Below are 23003 nucleotides of genomic sequence, written 5' to 3'. Positions count from 1 at the left end.
CGTCCTCACCAGCATGTTCAGTCAGTCGTCGTGCTCCATGGTGGCCCACAGCCCGTGCTCGTGGAGGCGGAACACGTCCATTTCCGCCCTTTCCTGGGGACCGTCCGACACCACGGCCCGTCCCTTGTAGTGGACATCCAGCATCAACTGGGTGGCCTTCTCCTTGCTGTAGCCGAACAGCTTTTGGAAGACGAAGGTCACATACGACATCAAATTGATGGGATCGTTCCACACGATCACCTTCCACGGTCGGTCGAGCCGCACATCGGTGTCGCCAATCGGCTGCTTGATCTCCGACGGGGCAACCTCAACGGGAGCAGGGGGCGTCATGTCGTCACGGCCTGTTCGACGCCGGCCTCGGCCGGTACGAGCGGGCCCCTCACGTTGAGCCAGAAGAACACGGTGGCTATCCACAGTAGGGCGGCGCCGGCGATGTGCGCGCCCACCAGCAGAACCGGCACTCCGGTGAAGTACTGAACGTACCCGATGAGTCCTTGAGCCAGAGCCACGCCCAACAAGGTCCGCCCCCACATCTGGGCCTGGTCGGGGGCCCGACGATGCCGCAGCCACCACACCAGCCCGGCCAACACCACCAGCAGGGCGACCACCGTGGACCCGTGGATCTGCGCAACGTCTCTCACGGCGACGTCGATGCGCTCGGCGTCCTCGTCGCCGCCGTGGGGCCCGGCGCCGGTGACGATGGTTCCGGTGGCGATCACCACCGACGTGAGCAGCACCACTGCATTCCCCACCCGATGGGGACGGGCCCTCGGCTGGCCTAGGCGCTCTTCGCCTTCTGAGGCCCGCCAGAGCAGCACCGCCGCATTCCACAGCAGCACCATCGACAGCAGGAAGTGGCCGATCACCAGAACCGGGGGCAGCTCGTACAGCACGACGAGGCCGCCCAGCACGATTTGGGCCAGCACTCCCGCTACCAAGCCCCACGACAGCCACACCAGATCAGCCCGCCGCGGTAACCGCCAGTGGGAGCCCAACACGGCAGCGATGACTATGGCCGACACCAGACCGGTGATGAGCCGGTTGATGAACTCGATCATGGCGTGGGTCTCCAGCGGCGCAACCAGCTGGTCGTTCTCGCACGCGGGCCAGTCGGAGCAGCCCAGCCCCGAGCCGGTGAGCCGAACCGCGCCCCCGCTCACGATGATCAGCGCCAGAAGGCTCAGCGCCCCAACGGTGATCTTGCGGTAGGCAGTGGGGGAAACCCGAGGCTGGATCACGTCTGAATTGTACGGGCCGCCTATGACAGCCGGTCACCTCAAGCAGGTGTTTCGCGGGGTCTTCAGCAAAGCGCCGGCGCACTCCCGATACCTTGGCCTGCTCAGCGCTGAAACCGTACTCTGGACAAGTCATGGGTTTCACCCGCTTGTCTTCTCGCAGCCGCACGCGCGCTGCCGAACCGCCCACAAGCTCAGGGGTCAGCCCTACCTGTCCGCCTCCCCGCAGCCGCACTCGCCCGGTGCGGGCATATGTCGCCCTCACCAAGCCCCGCATCATCGAGCTGCTGCTGGTCACCACATTGCCCACCATGGTGGTGGCCGATCGGGGCATCCCCTCGGTGTGGCTAATGGCGGCCACCGTCATCGGCGGCACTTTGGCCGCCGGTGGGGCCAATGCCATCAACATGTACGCAGACCGCGACATCGACCGGCTGATGGAGCGCACCAAGAACCGCCCCCTGGTGACCGGCGAAGTCGCCCCGGGGCGAGCGCTGGCGTTCGCCATCGCCCTGGAGGTGCTGGCCTTCGCGTGGCTATGGGGATTCGTGAACCTGCTCAGCGCGGTGCTGGCGGTGTCGGCCACCGCCTTTTACGTGTTCGTTTACACGCTGTGGCTCAAGCGCACCTCTACCCGCAACATCATCATCGGCGGCGCCGCCGGGGCGGTGCCGGTGCTGGTGGGCTGGTCGGCGGTGACCAATGGCCTCGGCTGGGCGCCGCTGGTGCTGTTCGGCCTCATTTTCTACTGGACCCCGCCCCACTTCTGGGCCCTGGCCATCCGTTACCGGGACGACTATCGAGCGGCCAATGTGCCCATGCTTCCCGCGGTGGCCAGCACCCGCACCACCGCGGTGCGGATCATCGGCTACACCGTGGTGCTCTGGGGGTTGTCGGTGCTGTTCAGCGCAGTGGGTGAGATGGGCCTGGTGTACACGGTCAGCGCGGTGGTTCTGGGCGCCGTTTTCCTGCTTTTCGCGGTGCAGGTGCTGCGCACCCAGGCGACCGCGGCGGCCATGCGGCTGTTCTCCTACTCCATTACCTACATCACCCTGCTGTTTGGAGCGATGGCGATCGACCAGGTGGTTCGCACTGGTGTTTGATGAAAAAACCCGATTCAAGCTGCTAGTTCGGCAATCCTGTCTGATGAGAGAAATGACACAGGCGATGTGTAAAGTTCCGAGCCACACCCGCCTTAGTGGAGCACGATGACCCTCACCGAGACGAGGCCAGAACCAGACGCGGTCACGGCAGGCGACGACTCGGGGCCGATGGCCCAGTCGTCGCCCGGCCAATGGACCCCGCCCACCGGTTTGGCTGGCATCCTCAGCACTGGCGATCACCGGGTAATCGGGCGACTCTACGTCTCCTTTGCCCTGCTCCTGTCGGGTTTGGCGCTCGCCCTCGGGGCCCTGATCGGCATTGAGCAGGCCGACATCGACGGGGGCTTCGGTATTTTCGGCCAGGCCAACGAGCTTTTCCAGGTATTCGGCCTCTATCGAACCACGCTGATTCTCTGCGGGTTGGTGCCCCTGTTCTTGGGCCTGGCCACCGCGGTCATTCCCCGCCAGCTCGGCGCCTCCTCGGTGGCCTTCCCCCGAGCGGCGGCGGCCGCCTTCTGGACCTGGCTGGTGGGGGCCATCGCCCACATCGCGGCCACCTTCTCTTACGGCGGCCTGGGCTCGCTCCAGGCCGGGGCGGCCCGCGAGCAGTCGGTAGAGCTCACCGTTCTGTCGCTGGGCATGATCGGGCTGGGCTTGCTGGCCGGCGCCGGCGTGATCTTCGCCACCATTGTCACCCAGCGCCCTATGGGGATGGACATGCTCCAGGTGCCTGCCTTTGCTTGGTCGATGCTGGTGGCCACTGGGGTGTGGCTGTTCTCCCTGCCGGTGCTGCTGGCCAATCTGGTCATCTCCTGGGTGGACATGCGGGGTGCCAACGCTCTGCGCTTCGGCGGGGGAGACGCTCCGTTCGAGCAGGTTGCCTGGGCGTTCGACGCCCCCCAGGTGTACGCCTGGACGATCCCGATGCTCGGAATCGTGGCCGAGGTGTTCACCGCTGCTCATCGCAGCCGCCCCCGGATGTTCGAGCCCATGGCCTTCGTTGTGGGCGTATTCGGTTTCTTTTCCTTCGGAGCCTGGGTGCAGAGTTTCTTCGACAGCGCCGACCCATCGGCCAGCGACGCCCACATCGTCACCAATGAGGTGGTGTTCACGGCATTCGGCTTGGCCATCGCCCCGGTGGTGTTGGCCTACGGCGGCTGGTTGGCGTTCAACGCTTTTTCCGCGGGTCAGCGCCCGCAGATCACCCCCCAGTTCGCTCTGGTCACCGTCTCTGGGGCTCTTCTGACCGGCGCGGTGGTCGCCGGGGTGCTTCGGGTGGCCGAACCCGCATTGGGCGTGCTGCGGGAGTTCGACGCTGACGTGTGGCGGGGGTTCTTCGACGCCATGGACGATCTGGAGGGCTCCAGTCTGGTCACCGGGATGATGAACTTCGCAGTGCTGGGCGGGCTGTTGGCCGCGGTGGGTGGCCTCCAGCACTGGGCACCGGGCCTTCTGGGCCGCCCCCTCAATATGCCGCTGAGCTATTTGTCGGTATTGCCATTGGCCGGGGGCGCGATATTGATCGGGTTCACCGATGTGCTCGGCGGCTTTTTCGACCAGCCGGCCCGGCCCTACCTAACCAGCAGGATTGTCGATATCGACTCCCTGGGATTCGTGGAGGCCCTCAACGTGATAGGGCTGGTCGGTTATGTCGCGGTCTTGGGCGGGTTGGCGCTGGTGGCGCTGAACGTGGCCCGCAGCCTGGCCTTGCCCGCTGAGGCTGAGGCCGACCGAGGAGGCGAGGGCTGATGGCCGATATCCCCGTCGGCATGCCTCTGGCCGCTCCGCTGCCCCGTCAGCGCACCCTGTTGGTGGGCACGGTGTTCGGCACCGCGGCCGCGCTCATGTACTTCGCCGCCTTGCTGGGGGTGTACCTCCGGGAGCGGTCCGACGCTTTGGCCGATGGCGGAAGCTGGATCCCGACCGGTGCCGACATCCAGTTGGCCCAGCCCACAGTGGCGGCGTGGACCATGCTCATGTCGGTGGTCACCATGCAGTGGGCGGTGTACTCCATCGCCCGGGACGACCGAACCCATGCCGTATTGGCCACCACGCTGACCACCCTGTTCGGGTTCTCCGTGATCATCACCACCTCATTCCAGTACACCCAGATGGGTTTGGTGGCCGACGAGTCCATCGCCGCCGCGTTGATCTACACCATCTCGGGGTCGCATCTGGCCATGATCGCCATCGGTCTGGTGTTCCTGCTCCTCATGGCCTTTCGGGCGCTGGGCGGCCAGTACAGCAGTCGCCAGACCGACGGGTTCGTGGCCGCGTCCATCTTCTGGTACGCCGTTGTATTCGTCTATGTCGTCATCTGGACGGCGATCTTCGTGCTGAAGTAGGCGCTCCGTGTTAGTCGTCGGATCCACATCCCATCACCCAAGCCGGGGAGGCCGCTAGTGCTTACCCCCGGCTTCCGTTTGTTCTTCGGCTTCTTCGTCGCCGCAGTGGGCGCCGCCGCGGTCTACGGGGTGGCCAGCGGCAGCGCGGGCGAAACCGAGTACTTCGCGGTGCTCAACGTGGAGACTTGGGTGGGCGTGCTCAGCCTGGGCTACAAGGGCGGCATCGGCGACCACGTCGGCTATGTGGTGCTGATGGGCTTCGCGTTCCTGTCGGCGTTGGTGGCCGTGTTCTTGGTGGCCTTCCGCGACGCCGATGCCGAGTCGGTGGGCGAGTTGGCCGCCGACGGCCAGGTTCCTGAGAGCCAGACCGACCTGGAGGCCAACTACTGGCCGGCGGTGGCCGCCTTCGGGGTGGGGGCGATGATTGTGGGGCTGGTAACCCACGCCACCATTTTCGTGATCGGCCTGGTGGTCGTGGGGGCCTCGATATTCGAGTGGATGCTCGCGGCGTGGGCCGACCGGGCCACCGCCGACCCGGTGGTAAACCGCAATCTCCGCAACCGCATAATGCGGCCGGTCGAGTATCCGGTGACCGCGGCGCTCGGCGTGGCGGTGCTGGTGCTGGCCCTGTCCCGGGTGTTTCTGACGGTTTCCGAGTTCAGCGCGGTGATCGTGGCCGGTGTGGTGGCCACCGTGATCTTCTTCATCGCGGTGGTGTTTGCGGTGGCTCCCAGGATCAGCCGGTCGGTGATCGCGGGCACGGTGGCTGTGATATGCGTTGGCGTCTTGGTGGCCGGGGTAATCACCGCGGCGATGGGCTCGCGCGACTTCCACCACGAGGCGCCGGCATCCGAGCATGGACAGCCCGCGGGCGATCACGGGGAGGCCGAGTGATGGCCGCGATGCCGTCGAGGGGCGGTGCCCGATGAGCAGACGTCTCAGGGCGCTTGTCTGGTTGTCGAGCCTGCTGGTGATCGCCGGCACCATCGCCCTCATCGTGGTGGGCATAGTGGTCACCGACGACCATCCGCTGTCCACCCTGTCGCCGGTGGGCCGCCAAGGCCGCGACATCGCCCGGCTCATCAACCCCATCTTCATCGTGGCCGGTGTGGTGTTCTTCCTGGTTCAGGGGGCGGTGCTGGCGCTGTGGTGGCGTTACCGGGTGGGCGGCTCCGAAACCGGCGACGGCGAGCACGGCTACTACGAGGACGACGAGTTCCCCGACCAAACCCACGGCAACGACCGCCTCGAGATCGCCTGGACCATCGTCCCGACCGTGCTTTTGGCGGTCATCTCGGTGTTCACCCTGGTGGGTTTGTTCGCCCTCGACGACGTGGAGGCCTCCGAGGAGGACATGGTGGTCACGGTGATCGGCCAGCAGTGGTGGTGGGAGTACCAGTACCACCTCGACGGCGACACCACGACCGCGCCCGATTTCGTGACCGCCAACGAACTGGTCATCCCCGCTGGGGTGGATGTGGCCCTCGACATCAAATCGCGCGACGTGATCCACTCCTTTTGGATCCCCAAGCTGAACGGCAAGCGCGACGCCGTGCCCGGCCGCAGCCACGACTGGGTGATCCAGGCCGACAACCCCGGTCGCTATCGGGGACAATGCACCGAGTTCTGCGGCCTGTCGCACGGCTACATGAAGATGGTGGCCGTGGCTCTTGCCCCTTCAGAATTCGCCCAGTGGAGAGACAACCAGATGGCCCCGGCGGGCGCTCCCGAGGAGGGCACCGCCGCGGCGGCGGGCTGGGACACCTTCAGCCAGCAGTGCGCAAGCTGCCATGTGGTAAACGGGCTCACCTCCGCGGCCAACCGCGGCGGCGAGCCCGGATCATCGCCCGATGACTGGAGCATCTACGGCGAGTTCAACGGCGGCAATGCCGGTCCTGCCATCACAGAGGAGCTGGTGGCCGGCGCCGCCCCCAACCTGACCCACTTGATGACCCGGGGCACGTTCGCCGGATCGGTTTTCGATCTCTATTTGGGGGCCGGCGACCACATCCCCTACCTGGAGCTGCCCGACCAGGGGACGCTAAACCGGGGCGATCTCGAGGCTTGGATATACAACGCCCCCCAGCGCAAGCCTGCCGATGCCGACGACCTCCGGGGAATGCCCGCCCGCACCGGTTTGAGCCCCGCCGACATCGACAACGTCGTTGCCTTCCTGTCCACCCTCGACTGATTGTGATTGCATGACCGTCCCCGACCGCACGACCGCCGCCCCAGAGGAGACCTTGGCGCTGCCTGCGGGCCCTGCCGTTGCCCACCGCCCCCTCGGCGTGTTCACCCGGCCTCAAGGCAGCGAGGGCTGGACGAGCTGGCTGTTCACCGTCGACCACAAGCGCATCGGCATCATGTACGGCGCGGCCGCCATGTTCTTCTTCCTGGTGGGCGGGGCCGAAGCCCTGTTCATCCGCCTCCAGTTGGCCACCCCCAACGGCTCGGTGATCGGCGCCGGCACCTACAACGGCGTGTTCACCATGCACGGCGTGACCATGGTGTTCCTGGTGATCATGCCCATGGCCGCGGCCTTCGCCAACTACCTGCTCCCCTTGCAAGTGGGGGCCCGGGACGTGGCCTTCCCCCGCCTCAATGCCTTCAGCTTCTGGTGCTTTTTGGCCGGCGGCCTGCTGCTCGTCTCCTCGATCTTCATCGGCGGCTGGTTTCAGAACGCCCCCGACGGCGGCTGGTTCAACTACGCCCCCAACAGCGGGCTGCCCTTCTCGCCGTCCAAGGGGATCGACTTCTACGCCGTCGGCTTGCAGATAACCGGTATCGCGTCGCTGGTCAGCTCCATCAACCTGATCGTCACCGTGTTGAACATGCGCACCAAGGGCATGAGCTTCTTCCGAATGCCCGTGCTCACCTGGATGCTGCTCATCACCCAGTTCCTGCTGCTTTTCGCCATTCCGGTGATCACCGTGGCCCTGTTCCTTTTGATGTTCGACCGGCTGTGGGACGCCAACTTCTTCAACGTGGCCGCCGGGGCCGATCCGCTGCTGTGGCAGCACCTGTTCTGGATATTCGGCCATCCCGAGGTGTACATCCTGATCCTCCCCGCCTTCGGGATCGTGTCGGAGATCATCCCCACGTTCTCCCGCAAGCCCCTGTTCGGCTACCACTTCATGGTGGCCTCCGGCATCGCCATCGGGTTCATGGGCTGGGGGGTGTGGGCCCACCACATGTTCACCTCGGGCATCGGGCCGCTGGCGGTGGCCGCGTTCTCGGTGTCCACCATGTTCATCGCCGTGCCCACCGGGGTGAAGATCCTCAACTGGCTGGCCACCATGTACCGGGGCCGACTGCGATTCACCACCCCCATGCTCTACGCCGTGGGCGTGGTGTCGATGTTCACCATCGGCGGGCTGTCGGGGGTGACCCACGCCATCGCGCCGTCCGATACCCAGCAGACCGACACCTATTACATCGTGGCCCACTTCCACTACGTGATCTTCGGCGGTGCGCTGCTCGGGCTGTTCGGGGGCTTCTACTTCTGGTGGCCCAAGGCGTTCGGATACAAGCTCAGCGAGGCGTGGGGCAAGGCCAGCTTCTGGGTGATGCTCGTCGGCTTCAACTTCACCTTCGGACCCATGCACATTCTGGGCTTGCAGGGCATGTCCCGGCGCATCGCCACCTACCGGGCTGACGAGGGCTTTGCGCTGTGGAACATGGTGGCCACCATCGGGTCGTTTGTGATCGCCATCGGGGTGGCCATGTTCTTGTGGAACGTGTACGCCAGCACCCGGAAATGGCAGCGAGCCGGCCGCCCTGATGTGGGCCCCGACCCGTGGGATGCCCGGGGCCTGGAATGGATGACCGCCTCCCCGGTGCCCGAGCACAACTTCGACTCGGAGATAGAGGTGGAGCGTCTCGACGACTTCTGGCACCGTAAGTACGGGGTCGATAAGAACCACCGGGTGGTGAGGACCGCCACCGCAGAAGAGATCGCCCACGACGGCAGCAACACCAGCGTACACTTGCCGTCGCCGTCGTACTGGCCCATCGTTTTGAGCGCAGGCATCCTGCTGGTGGGCTATGGCCTCATCTACAACCTGTGGCTGGCCGCCGCCGGGCTTGTGCTGCTGGTGGGCGCCATCTACGGCTGGGTCCTGGAACCGGCCGACGACCCCGACGCCGCCGGCCACCACGACGACGGTGAAGACCACGGCGACCATCACGAGGATGAGGAGGCTGTGATCGATGGCTGACACCATGGCCGCTGAGACGGCTGCTCATTCCGATCATTCCGAGGAGCACCACACCAGCACCGGCATCTCCAATGAGAAGCTGGCCATGTGGGTGTTCCTGGGTTCGGAGTGCCTGCTGTTCGGCGGGCTTATCTCCACCTACATGTTCAACAAGGGCCGCATCGGCCCCAACGACATCGGCCCCAACGACGTGTTCGACATCCCGTTCACGTCGGTCAGCTCATTCGTGCTTTTGATGAGTTCGCTGACCATGGTGTTCGCGGTGTCGGCGGTCGCCAAGGGCGATCTTCGGGGCAACCGCATCTGGCTGGCCGCCACCGCCGCGCTGGGGGCCACTTTCGTGGCCGGACAGGTGTACGAGTTCACCGCGTTCTACAGCGAGGGCTTGGGCTTCACCACCAACCTCTTCGGCTCTGCCTTCTATGCCCTAACCGGCTTCCACGGGGCTCACGTCACCATCGGCATCATCATGCTGATGTCGCTGTTCGTGATGTCGATGCGGGGCAACCTCGGGCCCGAACGGGCCGAGACCGTGGAGATCATCGGCTTGTACTGGCACTTCGTCGACGTCGTATGGATCGTGATCTTCACGATCGTGTACCTCTTCCCGCAGTAGGAGCCGCCATGGCCACCGTTACCCCTGAGTCTCCGGAAACCGCCCACTCTTCAGACGAGCACGCCCACCCGTCGAACTGGCTTTATGTCAAGGTGGCCATAGCCCTCGCGCTGCTCACCGCGTTCGAGGTGTTCACCTATTTCGAGTCGGTCCATGGGTGGGGCGACACCACCATCATCATCATGTTGGTGGCGATGATGCTGGTGAAGTTCTTCTTGGTGGTGGCTTTCTTCATGCACCTCAAGTTCGACTCGCCGATCTTCTGGCGATTATTCGTGTTCGGGCTGATTCTGGCCATGGCGGTGTACATGGTCATGTTGACCGCATTTCGATTCTGGTAAGTCGTGTTGATCAGGCGACGTGATACAGCTCACCGACTTGGGCTCACCGCGTTCCGCTTCAGGTAGGCGGACCGACCCTCGTGGTCTTCGCAGCTGACACCGAAATCTGGCGGTACCAGCCCCACGCGGAGGTGTGGATCATCCTGCTGGCCGGGATTGCCATGGCCTGGTACGCGGCCCGGATCATCGCCCCAAAAGCCGCCCCGACGGGTGAAGCCCCGTTTGCCCGCTACCACAAGCTGGCCTTCGTCGGGGCCATGGTGCTGCTGTGGGTGGCCAGCGACTGGCCGATGCACGACATCTCTGAGGAATACCTGTACTCGGTACACATGATCCAGCACCTGCTAATCACCTTTGTGGTGCCCCCGCTGCTGTGGGCGGCCATGCCCGAGTGGCTGGCCCGGCTGATGCTCAGCGGCGACGGCAGCGTCGGGGTGTGGGTGCGCCGGCTGGCTCGGCCGGTGGTGGCCGGGGTTCTGTTCAACTTCATGGTGGCGGTGAGCCACATCCCCTGGGTGGTCAACAATTCGGTAGAAAGCGGCTCCCTGCACTACTTCGTACACCTGCTGCTGTTCGGCTCCGCCATCGTGATGTGGCTGCCGGTGTGCGGCCCGATCCCCGAGCTGCGCATGGGCGCCCCCGGAAAGATGATCTATCTGTTCTTGATGTCGGTTGTGCCCACCGTGCCCGGTGCGTTCTTGACCTTTGCCCAGGGCGCGGTGTACAGCGTCTACGACCACGACGTCCGGCTTTGGGGCATCGGGGTGCGGGCCGACCAGCAAGCCGCCGGGCTCATCATGAAGCTGGTGGGCGGCATGTACCTGTGGATGTGGATCGGGGTGCTGTTCTTTCGCTGGGCCGGCGTCCAACAGCAGGCCAACAACCAGATGCGCGTTGTGACCACCGTCCCGTCGGGGCCTATCGCCGCCGATACTCGGGTTCCCGCCACGTCTGGTTCCAACGGCTCCCGCACAACGAACGGTTCTTGATGATCGATCTGCGCTTGGTGCGCGCCGACTACGACGCAGTTAGGGCTAGTTTGGCCCGCCGGGGGATCGACCTGTCTGAGTTGGAGCAGGCGGCTGCCCTCGATGAGCGCCACCGCAACCTCACCACCGAGAGGGATGCCCTGCGCCATGAGGTCAAGGAGCTGTCTAAGCAGGTCGGCCTGTTCAAGCGCGAAGGCCGCGACAGCGAGGCCGACGCTGCTGCGGCTGAGAGCCGCAAGTTGGGCGAACAGGGTAAGGCCCTGGCCGCCGAGGCCGATGCAATTGCCGACGAAATTCACGAGTTGTTGCTGCACATCCCCAACCTGCCCGCCGCCGACGCCCCCGACGGCGCGGACGAAACCGACAATCCAGTTTTGCGGGTGGAGAACTTCGACCCCGATGCCTACGGCGGGCACCAGCGGGTGCCCCACTGGGAGTTCGCCGTTGAAGCCGGCTGGTTGGACATGGAGCGGGCCGCCAAGCTGTCGGGGTCGATGTTCGCCATGCTCCGGGGACCGGGGGCGTCCCTGGCCCGGGCCATGGTCCAATTCGGGCTCGACCGCAACGCCGACCGCTATGAGGAGATCCGCCCGCCCACCCTGGTCCACAGCCAGGTCATGGTGAGCACCGGCCAGCTTCCCAAGTTCGCCGACGACGCCTATTGGCTGGAGCGAGACGATCTGTGGGCTATTCCCACCGCCGAGGTGCCGCTCACCTCGCTGGCCTCTGGCGAGATTCTCGACGAGGCCGACCTGCCCATGAGGATGATGGCCCACACCTCCTGTTATCGCCGAGAGGCCGGCGCCGCGGGCCGCGACACTCGGGGCTTGCTGCGAGTTCACGAGTTCGACAAGGTGGAGGTATTGGCCTACGCCACCCCTGAACAAGCCCCGGCTGTCCATGCCGAGATCCTCGAGCGCGCCGAGGGTGCAGTGGCCGATCTGGGTTTGGCCTATCGAATTGTGGACATCTGCGCCGGCGACCTGGGGCAGTCGCACCACCGCTCCTGGGATGTGGAGGTTTACTCTCCGGGCGCCGGCCAGTGGCTGGAGGTGTCGTCGGTGTCCTGGTACTCCGACTACCAGGCCCGCCGGGCCAACCTGCGCTACCGGCCCACCGGCGAGAAGGGCACCCGCATTCTCCACACCCTCAACGGCTCCGCCCTCGCCGTCCCCCGGGTATGGGCCGCCATAGTCGAGACCTACCGCCAACCCGACGGCTCGGTAACCGTCCCCGAGGCTCTGCGTCCATACCTGGGCCGCGACGTCCTCTGAGTCCACTCAGCTAGGCAATTTCGCCCTGCCACAGTCGGTGGGCGAATTCGGTGGCCGGCAAGATGTCGATGCCGTCTTCGGTGCGGCGCGGGCGGGGTTCGAGGCAAACCACCATTTTGCGGACTTTGGGATGCTCTTCGGCCAGGGTGCGGAGGCCCTTGAGGTGCTTGCGGGTAACCGTTGAGGTGGCTTTTGCCTCGATGGCCAGGCGCATGTCTCCGATCACGAAGTCGACCTCAATGCCGCTGGGAAGCCGCCAATAGCAGAGTTGCTCGTCGAGGTCACGGTAGGAGACGAAGGTGGAGAGTTCGTGGAAGACCCAATTCTCGAACGCCTTGCCATAGCGGTCCGACCTTCGTTCGAGTTCCCCTCGGCGAGCTAGGCGGTTCACGACGCCCACATCCTCGAAATACAGCTTTGGCGCCCCGGAAAGACGGCGCTTGGCCCTTCTCTGCCAGCGGGGCAGCCATCGGGCGAGCAGCGTGTCGGTGAGTATGCCGAAATACGCCTTGACAGTTGGACCGGACACGCCGCACTCGCGGGCGATGTTCGAGTAGTTGACGGGGTCGCCATCGCTCAGCGCGGCCGCGTCCAAGAAATCCGAGAAGGCAGGCAGATTGCGCACCAGGCCCTCGGCTGCTACCTCGTCTCGCAAGTAGTCGGCGATATAGGAATCGAGCAACTGCCGAGGCCGTGCCGACTCGTAGATTCTGGGCAAGTAGCCGTGATTGAGGGCTTGGTCGAGGTCGAAGTCATCTCCGATCTCTCCTGCGGTCAGGCCCCGCAACTCATAGCGAACGGCTCGTCCTCCGAGCAGGTTGGCTGCGCCTCGCCGCACTTTTCTGGCGCTCGACCCGCAGAGCGCGAAGTGCAGTCCGCGATTCTCCATCAACCAGTGCACTTCGTCGAGCAGTGCGGGAACCTTTTGAACCTCGTCGATGACCACCTGCCGGGACGGATCAGGCCCCGATGCTTCCAACTCCTCACGGAGCAGCTCGGGATGTGCCACATAGCGCCGGAATTCGTCTGCTTTCAGCAGATCGACCCACATGCCATCAGGATAAAGCTGTTTGAGCAGGGTGCTCTTGCCTGCCTGCCGCGGCCCCCACAGAAAGAAAGTCTCCGTCCCCGGAGCTGGCAGCGATAACAGTCGTTGAAACATAAACTTTAGAATATCATGATATATTAAAGAGTAACTTCCAATAAACGACATTCCACGGTGACTAGCCTGAGATTGCCAGGCCGCCAGCGGCTGCGGCGAGGCCGAGGGTGAGGCTGACGGCGAGGTAGGCGGCGGCCCGCTTGCGGCCCAAGGTGGCCAGCTCCACGGCGAAGGTGCTCAGCGTGGTCAGCGATCCCAGGGCGCCCACGCCCACTGCGGTCATCACCGGGTTACCGCTGCCGGCCAGCAGGCCTAAAGCGAAGCTGCCGGCCACGTTCACTCCCAGCGTCCCCCAGGGCCAGGTTGGCGCATTGAACCTCTGAGCAGCCGCAGCTCGAACCATCGCTCCGGCCACGGCCAGCAATGCAAACCCCAGAGCGGTCATTGGTCTTCCTTGATCTGGACCCTGCGCAACGTGGCGCCGACCACGGCCAACGCCACTCCGCCCGCCACCGAGACGGCCAGATAACCGGTGGCATATCCCCAATCGCTGTCTTGAGCCATCTGGGCCACGTCCACGGCCAGCGCCGAGAATGTGGTGAGGCTGCCGCAGAACCCGGTGCCGAGTCCGAGGCTCACCGGCAGATGGGCCCGGGCCGACCAGGCGGCCGCGGCCAGATAGCCGAGAAGCAGACAGCCGGCCAGGTTGACGGCCAGCACCCCCCACGGCCAGACATCGGTGGCGGGCATAATCTCGACCAGCGCCCAGCGTGCGCCGGCGCCCGCCAGCCCGCCTGTTCCGACCGCGACCGCGGCCTCCGGTTTCACGGGCAGGCTGCTAACCGCCCAAGCCCTCAACCGCGGGCGGGCCCGGCCCGCGCCGGGTTCGCAGGCTCACCCACAGCACCAGGCCGACGAGCACCGCGGCCAGCACCTCCCAGAGCACCGGCCAGCGGGCGGGATCGGCGAACCAATTTCCGACGCGCTCAGGAATGTGGGCGATGGTCCGCAGAATCGGCAGTATCAGCAGATCGCCCTGGTACTGGAACACCTCAGAAACGCCATAGCCCACCGCCACAACCCCGGAGGCCGCCGAGTGCCAGGGCTGGGGGATGCTCCGGCGCAACAGCCACAGCAGCACGGCCAAGAGCATGATTGCGGTGGTCAGGCCGAAACGGTTGCCGCCCACGTCGACGATCCAGTTCTCTAGTCGGCTTGAAACCCGGTTGGAGGCCTCGACAAACGGGTTGTTGGCCTCGAAGTCGTTGCGCAGCAGCACCTGGACCTCCCACCAGCCGTAGAAGCCGAGCACCACGCCGGCCACCACCAAGAAACCACCAGAGATCTTGTTTATGTGGGGCAGCAGGCGGCGCATGTGGGCGGTTACCCCCGAGCGCCCCATGGCCACTGCCACGGTCAAGAACGTGATCACCAGCCCCATGCCCAAGGCGTAGGCCAAGAACCGCAGAGTGCCCTCCCACACGCCGTCGGTGCTGAACGAGCCGCTGACGCTCCCGAAAAAGACCGGGCTAGCGCACCCCAGCGATACCACCGCATAGGACACCCCGAACAAGAACATGGAAATCAGCCCCCGGCTGTCACCGCCTTTGGACAGACGGGGGATGGAGATCTTGGGCTCGAATCCGGCCAACATGGCGATGCCCAGCACCACCATGAGCCCGCTTACCACCAGAGTGATCCACGGACCCCGGTCGGCGATGGTGGAGGTGGAGATGAGCGACGAGGTGAGCGCGCCGATGATTCCGAAGAAGGCCACGAAACCGGCGGTGAGGGTGAGCCCGACAAACAGCCCCCGAAGCACGTTTCGGCCAGTGTCGGCCGCTTGGTCACCGCTGCCGATACCCAAGAAGTAGGCCAGATAGGCCGGGAGCATGGCGAATCCGCATGGATTGACGGCGGCGACCAGACCGGCCCCGAAGGGAACCGCGAGATCAAAGTCGAACACAGGTGGAAGGTTACGAGATGAGGTGAGTGCTTAGGTGGTCGGCGATCTGCTCACTGGTCAGGCCGCCGGTGTGCTGATAGGCGACCTCGCCGTCGGTGGTGATGAACAACGTGGTGGGCATGCCCAGAATCCCGAAGGAGTTCCCGATGGAGGAGTCGGGATCCAACCCGGTGATGTAGGTGACTCCCGTATTGGCCACGATCTCTCGGGCCCGGGTTTCGGTGTCGTTGAAAGCGAGGCCGACGAAGGCGATGTCTGGCCGCTGTCGGTGGGCGGCCTCCAACGCCGGCATTTCCGCCACGCACGGAGTACACCATGAAGCAAAGAAGTTGAGCACCAAAGGCCGGTCGAGAAGGTCGCCCACCGTGGCGGTGCCCCCGTTGAGCAGGTCAAACTCGATTTCGGTCGCTTGGACATCGTCGCCGGCGCCCGAATCACAGGCGCCGGCGACGATGGCGAACAGCGCCGCGGCCACGGCCAGCGCCGCCCGGCGGTACCGCCCGGCCATCAAGCCAACCAGGCCATCAGGCCGAGCGGAGCCGCTCGCGGAGATGCTCAGGCACCGGAACCTGGACGAACTCGTCCTCGGGGCGGGGCACCTTGGCCGGACGACCTCGCCGCCGCTTGCTGGTCAGAACCTTGCCGTTGCGGAACAGCTGGCCTCCCCACACTCCCCACGGCTCGCGGCGGGCGATGGCGCCCTCCAAGCACGGGGCCATCACCGGGCACTGGGCGCAGATGGCCTTGGCCTGGGAGATGTGCTGGAGTTCGTCGGAGAAGAAGATCTCCCCGAGTGAGGCTTCGTCGGTTCGGCACGCGGCGTCTGAGCGCCACGGTGCATTTTCAAAGAGCAGAGCCTCCATGTTTTTCTCCTTTCGGGGGTCTTCGGTTGGGTTGTTCCAATCGATGGTTTGATGGTGGGCAGAAACTGAAAAGGCCGCCGGATTTTTCCGGCGGCCTCGGTGGATATTTGATCCGTGTAGGTGCTCTACGTGGATCCTCCCCGAGGCCTTGTGCCGGCAGTCTTGTGACCAAACACACACGGTGTGGGGTTGGCCGGCCAATAGCTCTGGTGAATTTGGGCCATATCAGCAGTTGCCACGCGCGAAACACGTTTTGAGCCGCCGACGGCGAGGTAGCTCCTGCTGAACATGGTCACTACTCAACAGCTTATCTACCGCAATGTCAATTCATTTCCCGATCAATTTTCCTGGATACGCCGTGACGGCCCGGCTAGAACCCCGGCTTGATCTCGAATGTTGCCAGGCCGTCGGGAGTGGCATCTTGGCGGGCTTCGCCGATCACCTTGAGGTGCACGAGATGGGCGAACGTTTCGCTGGCCGCCATGTCGCCCCAGGCCCGCTCGCTGAACAGCACCCGCATGTATTCCTCCACAGTGGCGCGGCCCAGCTTGTCGCTGGCTTGCCGCAGCACGTTCAGGCGCTCGTGGTGGTGGTCGCCGATGTCGTCGGCTCTGGCCCCGATATCTGAGAACGGATGCCCGTGGGCCGGCAGGGCCACCGTGGCCCCCTCCAGCGTTTTCATGCGCTCGAGAGAGTCGAAGAACTCAGCTAGCGAGTCATCGGTGTCGCTGCGGCCGGCTATATGGGGAGTGATGGTGGGCAGCACGTGATCACCGGAGAACACGGCGCCGTGCTCGGGGTCGTAGAGGCACAGGTGGTCGCCGGTGTGGCCGGGGGTGTGAAGCGCTACCCACTCCCGTCGGGCGAACCGGACCACCTGGCTGTCCACCACCTTCACCGTCGGCTTGGGAGTCTGGAACCAGCGGGCGTGGAAGTTGTCTCTGGCCCGGAACCGCTGGATGTGTTCCCGACTGGGCGGCGTGCGCTTGGTGCCCCACGGGGTGAGCTGCCGGAAGCTGTTCTCGATCCGCTCCAAAACCTCCTCTTCGGTGGCATTGCCCTCGGCGTCGTGGGTTTCGGTTGCGTCACTGCGATCCCATATCGGGCGAAAACTCTGGTGGGTCAAGACATCGGCCCCGGACTCCTCCCGGAGCCGCTCAGCACCGCCGAAGTGGTCGAAGTGGGAGTGGGTGATGATGGCGGTATGGACATCGCCGATCTTGTAGCCGGCTCGGTCCAGTCGGTCGACCAGCGCGTTCCAGGAGTCAGGACCGGGCAGGCCCGGGTCCACCACCGCCACTCCCCGCTCGTCTTCCATCAGATAGCAGTTCACGTGGCCCAGCCCTGGAAGGTTTATCGGCAACATGGTACGAAGCACTCCGGGCACGACCTCGGTGATCTCGGCGGTGGCCTGCTCCTGCTCTTGCTTTCGAGGTCGTTCGGTCATGTCCCGCCTTCGGCAGGGAGGCTGAAGAAGCTGTCCCGGTAGTGGCGCAGTTCGCCGAGGCTCTCAAGGATGTCGTCGAGGGCCCGATGCCCCTTGGCTTTCTTGGGGGCGCTTCGATAGGCCGCGGGATGCCACCGTCGGGCCAGCTCTTTGACAGTGGAAACGTCGATGGAGCGATAGTGCAGAAAGTTCTCCACTTTGGGGAGCTGGGCGGCCAAGAAGCGGCGGTCCACCCCGATGGAGTTGCCGCACAGCGGCACGGTGCGGGGCTTGTCGATGTGCTGGCTGAGGAAGGCCAGGGTCATCTCGCCGGCGGCCTCCAAGCTGAGCGTGGACGCCCTGATCTCATCCAGCAGCCCGCTTTTGGCATGCATCTCCACCACGACGGGCTGCATCGATGCCAGGGCTTCTGGAGAGGCCGAAACCACCAGGTCAGGCCCTTCTGCTATCAACTCAAGATTGTCATCGGTGATGAGGGTGGCGATTTCCACGATCACGTCGCCGACCGGATCTAGCCCCGTCATCTCCAAGTCCATCCAAGCCAGCATGTTGAATTGACCCTAGAGCCTTGTGGGAAGAAAACCTGAGTTGGCGGGCAATCGGCGCCGATCGGGGGAAGCGTCTGCCCAGGCCATGTAGTCTCACCGCCGTGTTGGAGATTCCCATTGTCCGAAGCCGTCCTGACCTGCCTTTTCCCCGCTATGCCACTGAGGGCGATGCCGGTGCCGATCTGGTGGCCAGCGAAGATGTGGAGCTGCCGCCCGGCGGCGGCCGAGGGCTCGTGCCCACCGGCACATACATCGCCATCCCCGAGGGTTATGCCGGTTTCGTCCAGCCCCGCAGCGGTCTGGCCCTGCGCCACGGTGTCACTTGCTTGAACACGCCGGGGCTGATCGACTCCGGTTATCGCGGAGAGCTGAAAGTGCTGCTGGTGAACACCGATCCGGTTGAGCCGTTCCTTGTCCGCCGGGGCGAGCGGGTCGCCCAGCTCGTGCTGCAAAGGGTTGAGCAAGCCGACTTCGTCGAGGTGGAGGAGCTGCCTCCGTCTTCCCGGGGGACGGGTGGGTTTGGCTCCACGGGCCGATGAAGAAGGCTCAAACCTGTACTAATTCACACCGACTTCTGCAACCAGACGCGGTGCTCGTCGGGGTCTAGTTTCCACGAGTCGACCAGCGATCCGGCGGTTGACTCAAACCGGTCGATCCTGTGATAGGGGATCGGCTTTTCGCCCCGGGGCTCAGCCTGGGCTTCGACTGTCACGATTCCGGCCTTGCTCTGAAGGCCGAGGGCCAAAGATCCGCCGGGATGATCGGGGTCCAGCAACAACAGCACAGCTTCTTTGATGGCCAGGCTGATTTTGGCGATGTCATGGGGCGGGAACCCCTGGTGGGTGGCGGCGTGGATGACGGCAATGTCGGCCATGCGGCCGTACTCTGGGGCCGCCGGCAACCTGACTCGCACGTCACCGTTCACGCTTTCCAGCTTGCCACGTTTCCGGGTGCCACGCGCCCCATGGCGAGAAGGCGCCAACCGAAGGTGAACAGGGAGGTGGGAGAGCGGTTGGCCCCAACCGGTATTCTGGCTCGATGCTTCGAGTCGGTCTGATCGGCTGCGGTGCCATCGGCTCGGTGGTGGCTCGGGAACTGTCGGGGGGAGCAGTCGACGGGGCGGAGTTGGCCGCGGTCTTCGACCTCGTTGTCGACCATCCCCTCGGGGTGCAAGATCGAGATTCGCTGTTGTCCCGATCAGATGTGGTGGTTGAGGCTGCCGGCCATGGAGCCCTCCGAGAGCACGGAGTGGCGGTGAGAGAAGCGGGCACCGACTTGTTGGTCGTGAGCATCGGCGCCTTGGCCGATGAAGAGCTTGAATCTACTCTGCGAGATGCCCAGGGCGGGCGCCTGTTGCTTTGCACGGGGGCTATCGGCGGTTTCGACATCTTGAGGGCCGCCATGCTTTTCGGGCCGTTGGAGGAGGTGGCCATCAACAGCACCAAGCCCGCGGCCGCCCTGCGCCGGCCGTGGATGGACGAGGCGCTGCTGGATGCCCTGGCCTACGGGTCCGAGCCGGTTACCGTGTTCGACGGCCGGGCCCGAGAGGCCTGTGTCCGCTTTCCGGAATCGGCCAACGTGACCGCCACCTTGTCGCTGGCCACCGTCGGGTTCGATGGGGTGCGGGTGCGGCTGGTGGGTGATCCCGAAGCCATCGGGGTGCGACACGTGGTGTGCGCCTCGGGAGCAGCCGGCGCCTACGAGCTGTCGTTCGAGAACGCCGCTTCTCCCGACAACCCCCGTACCAGCGCAGTCACTGCCTATTCGGTGCTTCGGGCTCTCACCGATATTCAACGACCGCCAGTGTCGGTTCTTTGAGCTCCGCCAAGAACCTTGTCAGGTTTGCCGCCGCTTTGTAACGTAGGCCAGCAGAAACTCGTTGCCGCCAACCAGGCAAGCGCAGCGATAGGGGGATGTCATGGTTGAGCTGCCGGATCAGTTCGTCTTCAACACTTTTGCGTTCTTGATCTGGGGTGCGCTGGTGATGTGGATGTGCGCGGGCTTCACGATGCTGGAGTCCGGCGCGGTGCGCACCAAGAACGCCTCCATGATCTGCCTTAAGAACATCGGCATCTACTCGATAGCCGGCCTGGCCTTCTTCTTCATCGGGTACAACCTCATGTACACCGATGTTGGGAATTTCATCGGCTCCTTCGAGTTCCTATACGGGCCGTCAGGCGACGAGAAGGCCCTGCTCGACGGAGACTTGGGTGCTGTGGGCAGCGTGGTGGAGAGCGGATACGCCAAAATGTCCGACTGGTTCTTCCAGATGGTGTTCGTGGCCACTGCCGCATCCATCGTGTCGGGTGCCATAGCCGAGCGGATCAAGTTGTGGTCGTTCTTCGCGTTCACCATCATCTTGACCGCATTCATCTACCCCATCGTGGGCTCTTGGACGTGGGGAGGGGGCTGGCTCGCCGAGGAGGGCTTCCAGGATTTCGCCGGCTCCACCATCGTCCACGGCACCGGCGGTTGGGCGGCGCTGGCCGGAGTGCTGGTTGTGGGCCCCCGCCTGGGCAAGTTCAAAAAGGACGGCAGCGTCAAGGCGACCCCGCCCTCCAACGTGCTGGTGGTGACGTTGGGCGTGTTTATTCTGTGGTTCGGCTGGTTCGGGTTCAATGGCGGGTCCCAGCTGGCTTTGGGCACTCCGGCCGATGCAGTGGCGATGACCATCGTGTTGGTCAACACCAATCTGGCCGCGGCGGCCGGGGTGCTGGCCGCATTGGCAGTCTCGCGATCGGTCTTGGGCCGTATCGACTTATTCGCCGGTTTGAACGGCGCCATTGCCGGCCTCGTCTCCATCACCGCCGGCCCCACCATGGTGGATCACTGGTGGGCGGTGGTCATCGGCGCCATCGGCGGCATGGTGTGTACCGTCAGCATCAAGGTATTGGAGAAGGTCAAGATCGACGATGTGGTCGGCGCCATTCCCGCCCACCTTGTCGCCGGCATCTGGGGAACCCTGGCGGTAACCATTGCCGCCGGCGGCCGGTTCCACATTCAGCTTCTGGGCATCGTGTCCATCGGCGCCTTCGTGTTCATCGTCTCGTTCGTGGTTTGGAAGTTGCTGGACGCGTTGATGGGACTGCGGGTGTCGGCCGACGTTGAGCGCATGGGCCAAGACGTCGGGGAACTCGGTCTAGAGGCTTACCCCGAGTTTGTGCTCATGCCCGAGGAGTACGACGAGTAAAGCGCGGAGCAGATCGAGCAGAGCGCGGAGCAGACCAGGTAAAGCGCGGAGCAGATCAGGTGCAGGGCTCGGTCGGCGCCACGGCGGGAAGCCGTCCGGCCCGCATGGAGGTCACTACGGCGCCGTCGGTCTCAAAGATCACCCGGTAGTCGACGTCCGATTCGTCAACCGGGACATATTGGATCGAATTTCCGCTGCCGTCGGCATAGGGGGAGACCACCAGCCGGGCCCCGAACAACTCGTGGAGTTGGGCCTCGGTGCTGCCCACGTTGGCGCCCGACCGCGTTGCGATGGCCGCGTTGGTGATGTCCACCCGCTCGACGGAGCTGTTGTAGATCGTGACCACCACGCCCGAGGGCCCATTGGCCGGGGCGAGCAGGTAGCAGCGGGGAGTGCCGTCCTCGGGGCCGCCGGTCCACAAGGTGGGGAGCGCCTGGCTTGCCGCGTCGGGGGTCATGCCGAAGAACATCGACCCGAGGCCCGCGGTGGTGAGCTTGTCCGCGCTGCTGAACGCCGGATCGCTGAAGTCGAGAGGCTCGGGCCGTACCAGCGGTTCTCCCGTGGGTTCGGGGGCCGGCGTGGGCTCATCGTCGGGGGCCGGCGTGGGCTCATCGTCGGGGGCCGGCGTGGGCTCATCGTCGACGGGCTCATTCCCGGTGGAGGTTTCGCCCGCCGGCGCCGGGGTGGCAGCCGGGGTGGGCTCCTCCGCGGCGACGGTGGCAGTTGGGTCGGTTTCAGCGTTCGATTCGTCGTCATCGTTGCCGCAAGCTGCGAGCAACAGAACGAAGATGGCGAACAGAGCAATCAGACGATGCATGCCCTCAGCGTAGTACCAAGAGCGGCATAAGTGGGTAGGCCGCCTGGGACTCGAACCCAGCACCTTGAGATTAAAAGTCTCCTGCTCTACCTGATGAGCTAGCGGCCCGGTGCAACTGTATCGCCCTGAACCGTTGGTGGGGCCGGTAATATGCCCCGCGGTGGAAGCCTGGGAGTCGCTGCTGGGCGACGTGGAGAGCGATCTGATCGACGTGGAAGCGGTGCTTGCCGACCTAGACGATCTCGACACCCTGCGCCTTCGTGTCGAAGCGGCTGTGGCCGACGGCAGCATCGACCGACGCCCGGTGCTCCAGCGCTGCGCGGGGCTCCTGGAGCCTTGGTCTGGCTAGAGCAGATCAGAAGACGGGGTTTGGATTTCCACGCTCTCGAGGGGGTGGATCCGCTCTCCGGCTACCAGTCGACCGCCGGCCACAGTCACCCATCGGCCGCTCATGTTGGTGACCCGGCTGGGAGGGCAGCCCAGATGGGCCTCTAACGAGTAGATCACCCCGCCGTGGGTGACCACCACCGCAGTTCGGTCGCCGACCAGCCCGGCCAATCGGTTGAGGCCGGCCAAGACCCGGGCCAGCAAGGCGTCGTCTTGCTCCCAGCCCGGCGGCCGCCGGCCGTCTTCCAAAAAGCCCGGATACCTCTCTTCAATCTGAACTCGGGTCAGCCCGGAGAATTCCCGTACATCCCGCTCGATCAGCTCGGGAACCGGCACCGGGGGATCGCAGCCCATTGCCTGGGCAATGATCTCCGCGCTGGTTAGCGAGCGTTGCAGGGTAGATGAGGCCACGACCTCAACCGGTTCGAGCCGGGCTGCCGCGGCGGCCGCCTGCCGGCGTCCCAGTTCCGAAAGCGGGGGATCGGCTTGGCCCTGCCAGCGCCCCAACGCGTTCCATTCCGATTGCCCGTGGCGCAAGAGCAACAGATGGGGCACGGCTCAAA

General features: G+C 64.8%; 27 protein-coding genes and 1 tRNA gene. 14 read left to right on the top strand and 14 right to left on the bottom strand.

What is annotated here, in order from left to right; translation table 11 throughout:
• Positions 1-21 precede the first annotated feature (21 nt).
• Both clpS and ACOGXA_RS11070 read right to left on the bottom strand, forming a co-directional pair.
• On the bottom strand, positions 22-330 hold the full coding sequence (gene clpS / locus ACOGXA_RS11075; protein ID WP_419923930.1) for an ATP-dependent Clp protease adapter ClpS: 309 nt from the start codon (positions 328-330) through the stop codon (positions 22-24).
• On the bottom strand, positions 327-1238 hold the full coding sequence (locus ACOGXA_RS11070; RefSeq protein ID WP_419923929.1) for a COX15/CtaA family protein: 912 nt from the start codon (positions 1236-1238) through the stop codon (positions 327-329). Before ACOGXA_RS11070 ends, clpS begins: the two co-directional genes overlap by 4 nt.
• 131 nt (positions 1239-1369) lie before the next feature.
• On the opposite strand from ACOGXA_RS11070, the gene ACOGXA_RS11065 reads away from it, so the two are divergent.
• From ACOGXA_RS11065 to serS, 10 genes are all read left to right on the top strand, one after another.
• Positions 1370-2338 (top strand): heme o synthase, encoded by a 969-nt coding sequence (locus tag ACOGXA_RS11065; protein WP_419923928.1) that lies wholly within the window; start codon positions 1370-1372, stop codon positions 2336-2338.
• A 105-nt stretch (positions 2339-2443) separates the two neighbouring features.
• Positions 2444-4087, top strand: coding sequence for a cbb3-type cytochrome c oxidase subunit I (locus ACOGXA_RS11060; RefSeq protein ID WP_419923927.1), 1644 nt, complete (start codon positions 2444-2446; stop codon positions 4085-4087).
• Entirely contained in the window at positions 4087-4683 is a 597-nt protein-coding gene (locus ACOGXA_RS11055) for a cytochrome c oxidase subunit 3 (protein ID WP_419923926.1), read from the top strand. Before ACOGXA_RS11060 ends, ACOGXA_RS11055 begins: the two co-directional genes overlap by 1 nt.
• Positions 4684-4740: 57 nt before the next feature.
• Positions 4741-5577 carry a hypothetical protein gene (locus ACOGXA_RS11050; protein WP_419923925.1) on the top strand — a complete coding sequence of 279 codons (837 nt, stop codon included), beginning with the start codon at positions 4741-4743 and terminating at the stop codon, positions 5575-5577.
• 31 nt (positions 5578-5608) lie between these two features.
• Positions 5609-6874 (top strand): cytochrome c oxidase subunit II, encoded by a 1266-nt coding sequence (coxB, locus tag ACOGXA_RS11045; RefSeq protein ID WP_419923924.1) that lies wholly within the window; start codon positions 5609-5611, stop codon positions 6872-6874.
• Positions 6875-6884: 10 nt separating this feature from the next.
• Positions 6885-8900, top strand: coding sequence for a cytochrome c oxidase subunit I (gene ctaD / locus ACOGXA_RS11040; protein ID WP_419923923.1), 2016 nt, complete (start codon positions 6885-6887; stop codon positions 8898-8900).
• Positions 8893-9516, top strand: coding sequence for a cytochrome c oxidase subunit 3 (locus ACOGXA_RS11035; RefSeq protein ID WP_419923922.1), 624 nt, complete (start codon positions 8893-8895; stop codon positions 9514-9516). The genes ctaD and ACOGXA_RS11035 overlap by 8 nt, the downstream gene beginning before the upstream one ends.
• Positions 9517-9524: 8 nt before the next feature.
• Positions 9525-9857, top strand: a complete 333-nt coding sequence (locus tag ACOGXA_RS11030) for a cytochrome C oxidase subunit IV family protein (RefSeq protein ID WP_419923921.1) — start codon at positions 9525-9527, stop codon at positions 9855-9857.
• 80 nt (positions 9858-9937) lie between these two features.
• On the top strand, positions 9938-10846 hold the full coding sequence (locus tag ACOGXA_RS11025) for a cytochrome c oxidase assembly protein (RefSeq protein WP_419923920.1): 909 nt from the start codon (positions 9938-9940) through the stop codon (positions 10844-10846).
• Entirely contained in the window at positions 10846-12120 is a 1275-nt protein-coding gene (gene serS / locus ACOGXA_RS11020; RefSeq protein WP_419923919.1) for a serine--tRNA ligase, read from the top strand. Before ACOGXA_RS11025 ends, serS begins: the two co-directional genes overlap by 1 nt.
• Before the next feature lie 10 nt (positions 12121-12130).
• On the opposite strand, the gene ACOGXA_RS11015 is transcribed toward serS, so the two are convergent.
• The 8 genes from ACOGXA_RS11015 to orn all read right to left on the bottom strand — a co-directional run bounded on the left by ACOGXA_RS11015 (position 12131) and on the right by orn (position 18046).
• Entirely contained in the window at positions 12131-13282 is a 1152-nt protein-coding gene (locus ACOGXA_RS11015; RefSeq protein ID WP_419923918.1) for an ATP-binding protein, read from the bottom strand.
• Between the two features lie 61 nt (positions 13283-13343).
• A complete protein-coding gene (locus ACOGXA_RS11010; protein ID WP_419923917.1) occupies positions 13344-13667 on the bottom strand; it encodes a fluoride efflux transporter FluC in 324 nt (107 codons plus the stop codon).
• Positions 13664-14050 (bottom strand): FluC/FEX family fluoride channel, encoded by a 387-nt coding sequence (locus ACOGXA_RS11005; RefSeq protein WP_419923916.1) that lies wholly within the window; start codon positions 14048-14050, stop codon positions 13664-13666. Before ACOGXA_RS11005 ends, ACOGXA_RS11010 begins: the two co-directional genes overlap by 4 nt.
• 10 nt (positions 14051-14060) lie before the next feature.
• Positions 14061-15188: a cytochrome c biogenesis CcdA family protein gene (locus ACOGXA_RS11000; RefSeq protein ID WP_419923915.1), complete on the bottom strand. Its 1128-nt coding sequence runs from the start codon at positions 15186-15188 to the stop codon at positions 14061-14063.
• A gap of 10 nt (positions 15189-15198) precedes the next feature.
• On the bottom strand, positions 15199-15696 hold the full coding sequence (locus ACOGXA_RS10995; protein ID WP_419923914.1) for a TlpA family protein disulfide reductase: 498 nt from the start codon (positions 15694-15696) through the stop codon (positions 15199-15201).
• Positions 15697-15712: 16 nt separating this feature from the next.
• Positions 15713-16051 carry a WhiB family transcriptional regulator gene (locus ACOGXA_RS10990; RefSeq protein WP_419923913.1) on the bottom strand — a complete coding sequence of 113 codons (339 nt, stop codon included), beginning with the start codon at positions 16049-16051 and terminating at the stop codon, positions 15713-15715.
• Between the two features lie 370 nt (positions 16052-16421).
• Positions 16422-17498, bottom strand: coding sequence for an MBL fold metallo-hydrolase (locus tag ACOGXA_RS10985; protein ID WP_419923912.1), 1077 nt, complete (start codon positions 17496-17498; stop codon positions 16422-16424).
• Positions 17495-18046, bottom strand: coding sequence for an oligoribonuclease (orn, locus tag ACOGXA_RS10980; protein WP_419923911.1), 552 nt, complete (start codon positions 18044-18046; stop codon positions 17495-17497). Before orn ends, ACOGXA_RS10985 begins: the two co-directional genes overlap by 4 nt.
• Positions 18047-18147: 101 nt before the next feature.
• Between orn and dut the strand changes: the two genes are divergently transcribed.
• Positions 18148-18585, top strand: coding sequence for a dUTP diphosphatase (gene dut, locus ACOGXA_RS10975; protein WP_419923910.1), 438 nt, complete (start codon positions 18148-18150; stop codon positions 18583-18585).
• A gap of 23 nt (positions 18586-18608) precedes the next feature.
• Here dut and ACOGXA_RS10970 read toward each other — a convergent pair whose 3' ends face one another.
• Complete coding sequence (locus ACOGXA_RS10970; RefSeq protein ID WP_419923909.1) at positions 18609-18920, bottom strand: hypothetical protein; 312 nt, start codon at positions 18918-18920, stop codon at positions 18609-18611.
• A gap of 164 nt (positions 18921-19084) precedes the next feature.
• On the opposite strand from ACOGXA_RS10970, the gene ACOGXA_RS10965 reads away from it, so the two are divergent.
• Positions 19085-19864: an aspartate dehydrogenase gene (locus tag ACOGXA_RS10965; RefSeq protein WP_419923908.1), complete on the top strand. Its 780-nt coding sequence runs from the start codon at positions 19085-19087 to the stop codon at positions 19862-19864.
• Between the two features lie 100 nt (positions 19865-19964).
• Complete coding sequence (locus ACOGXA_RS10960; protein ID WP_419923907.1) at positions 19965-21236, top strand: ammonium transporter; 1272 nt, start codon at positions 19965-19967, stop codon at positions 21234-21236.
• Between the two features lie 55 nt (positions 21237-21291).
• Here ACOGXA_RS10960 and ACOGXA_RS10955 read toward each other — a convergent pair whose 3' ends face one another.
• On the bottom strand, positions 21292-22053 hold the full coding sequence (locus ACOGXA_RS10955; RefSeq protein WP_419923906.1) for a hypothetical protein: 762 nt from the start codon (positions 22051-22053) through the stop codon (positions 21292-21294).
• 35 nt (positions 22054-22088) lie between these two features.
• Positions 22089-22161 (bottom strand) — tRNA-Lys (locus ACOGXA_RS10950).
• Positions 22162-22213: 52 nt separating this feature from the next.
• Here ACOGXA_RS10950 and ACOGXA_RS10945 point away from each other — a divergent pair.
• Positions 22214-22402, top strand: coding sequence for a hypothetical protein (locus ACOGXA_RS10945; protein ID WP_419923905.1), 189 nt, complete (start codon positions 22214-22216; stop codon positions 22400-22402).
• Here ACOGXA_RS10945 and ACOGXA_RS10940 read toward each other — a convergent pair.
• Positions 22399-22995 carry a histidine phosphatase family protein gene (locus tag ACOGXA_RS10940; protein ID WP_419923904.1) on the bottom strand — a complete coding sequence of 199 codons (597 nt, stop codon included), beginning with the start codon at positions 22993-22995 and terminating at the stop codon, positions 22399-22401. The genes ACOGXA_RS10945 and ACOGXA_RS10940 overlap by 4 nt on opposite strands.
• Between the last annotated feature and the right edge of the window lie 8 nt (positions 22996-23003).

The sequence above is a fragment of the Candidatus Poriferisocius sp. genome, assembly GCF_965208475.1.
Classification (GTDB): domain Bacteria; phylum Actinomycetota; class Acidimicrobiia; order Acidimicrobiales; family Bin134; genus Poriferisocius.
Note: the sequence above shows the minus strand (reverse complement) of the source record. Positions and strands in the feature narration are given on the sequence as shown.

What these genes read in the sequence shown, in the direction of transcription:
- clpS (WP_419923930.1), bottom strand. Translation starts at nt 330, where the DNA reads ATGACGCCCCCTGCTCCCGTTGAGGTTGCCCCGTCGGAGATCAAGCAG.
- ACOGXA_RS11065 (WP_419923928.1), top strand. Translation starts at nt 1,370, where the DNA reads ATGGGTTTCACCCGCTTGTCTTCTCGCAGCCGCACGCGCGCTGCCGAA.
- ACOGXA_RS11060 (WP_419923927.1), top strand. Translation starts at nt 2,444, where the DNA reads ATGACCCTCACCGAGACGAGGCCAGAACCAGACGCGGTCACGGCAGGC.
- ACOGXA_RS11055 (WP_419923926.1), top strand. Translation starts at nt 4,087, where the DNA reads ATGGCCGATATCCCCGTCGGCATGCCTCTGGCCGCTCCGCTGCCCCGT.
- coxB (WP_419923924.1), top strand. Translation starts at nt 5,609, where the DNA reads ATGAGCAGACGTCTCAGGGCGCTTGTCTGGTTGTCGAGCCTGCTGGTG.
- ctaD (WP_419923923.1), top strand. Translation starts at nt 6,885, where the DNA reads ATGACCGTCCCCGACCGCACGACCGCCGCCCCAGAGGAGACCTTGGCG.
- ACOGXA_RS11035 (WP_419923922.1), top strand. Translation starts at nt 8,893, where the DNA reads ATGGCTGACACCATGGCCGCTGAGACGGCTGCTCATTCCGATCATTCC.
- ACOGXA_RS11030 (WP_419923921.1), top strand. Translation starts at nt 9,525, where the DNA reads ATGGCCACCGTTACCCCTGAGTCTCCGGAAACCGCCCACTCTTCAGAC.
- serS (WP_419923919.1), top strand. Translation starts at nt 10,846, where the DNA reads ATGATCGATCTGCGCTTGGTGCGCGCCGACTACGACGCAGTTAGGGCT.
- ACOGXA_RS11015 (WP_419923918.1), bottom strand. Translation starts at nt 13,282, where the DNA reads ATGTTTCAACGACTGTTATCGCTGCCAGCTCCGGGGACGGAGACTTTC.
- ACOGXA_RS11010 (WP_419923917.1), bottom strand. Translation starts at nt 13,667, where the DNA reads ATGACCGCTCTGGGGTTTGCATTGCTGGCCGTGGCCGGAGCGATGGTT.
- ACOGXA_RS10995 (WP_419923914.1), bottom strand. Translation starts at nt 15,696, where the DNA reads ATGGCCGGGCGGTACCGCCGGGCGGCGCTGGCCGTGGCCGCGGCGCTG.
- ACOGXA_RS10990 (WP_419923913.1), bottom strand. Translation starts at nt 16,051, where the DNA reads ATGGAGGCTCTGCTCTTTGAAAATGCACCGTGGCGCTCAGACGCCGCG.
- ACOGXA_RS10985 (WP_419923912.1), bottom strand. Translation starts at nt 17,498, where the DNA reads ATGACCGAACGACCTCGAAAGCAAGAGCAGGAGCAGGCCACCGCCGAG.
- orn (WP_419923911.1), bottom strand. Translation starts at nt 18,046, where the DNA reads ATGCTGGCTTGGATGGACTTGGAGATGACGGGGCTAGATCCGGTCGGC.
- ACOGXA_RS10970 (WP_419923909.1), bottom strand. Translation starts at nt 18,920, where the DNA reads ATGGCCGACATTGCCGTCATCCACGCCGCCACCCACCAGGGGTTCCCG.
- ACOGXA_RS10965 (WP_419923908.1), top strand. Translation starts at nt 19,085, where the DNA reads ATGCTTCGAGTCGGTCTGATCGGCTGCGGTGCCATCGGCTCGGTGGTG.
- ACOGXA_RS10960 (WP_419923907.1), top strand. Translation starts at nt 19,965, where the DNA reads ATGGTTGAGCTGCCGGATCAGTTCGTCTTCAACACTTTTGCGTTCTTG.
- ACOGXA_RS10955 (WP_419923906.1), bottom strand. Translation starts at nt 22,053, where the DNA reads ATGCATCGTCTGATTGCTCTGTTCGCCATCTTCGTTCTGTTGCTCGCA.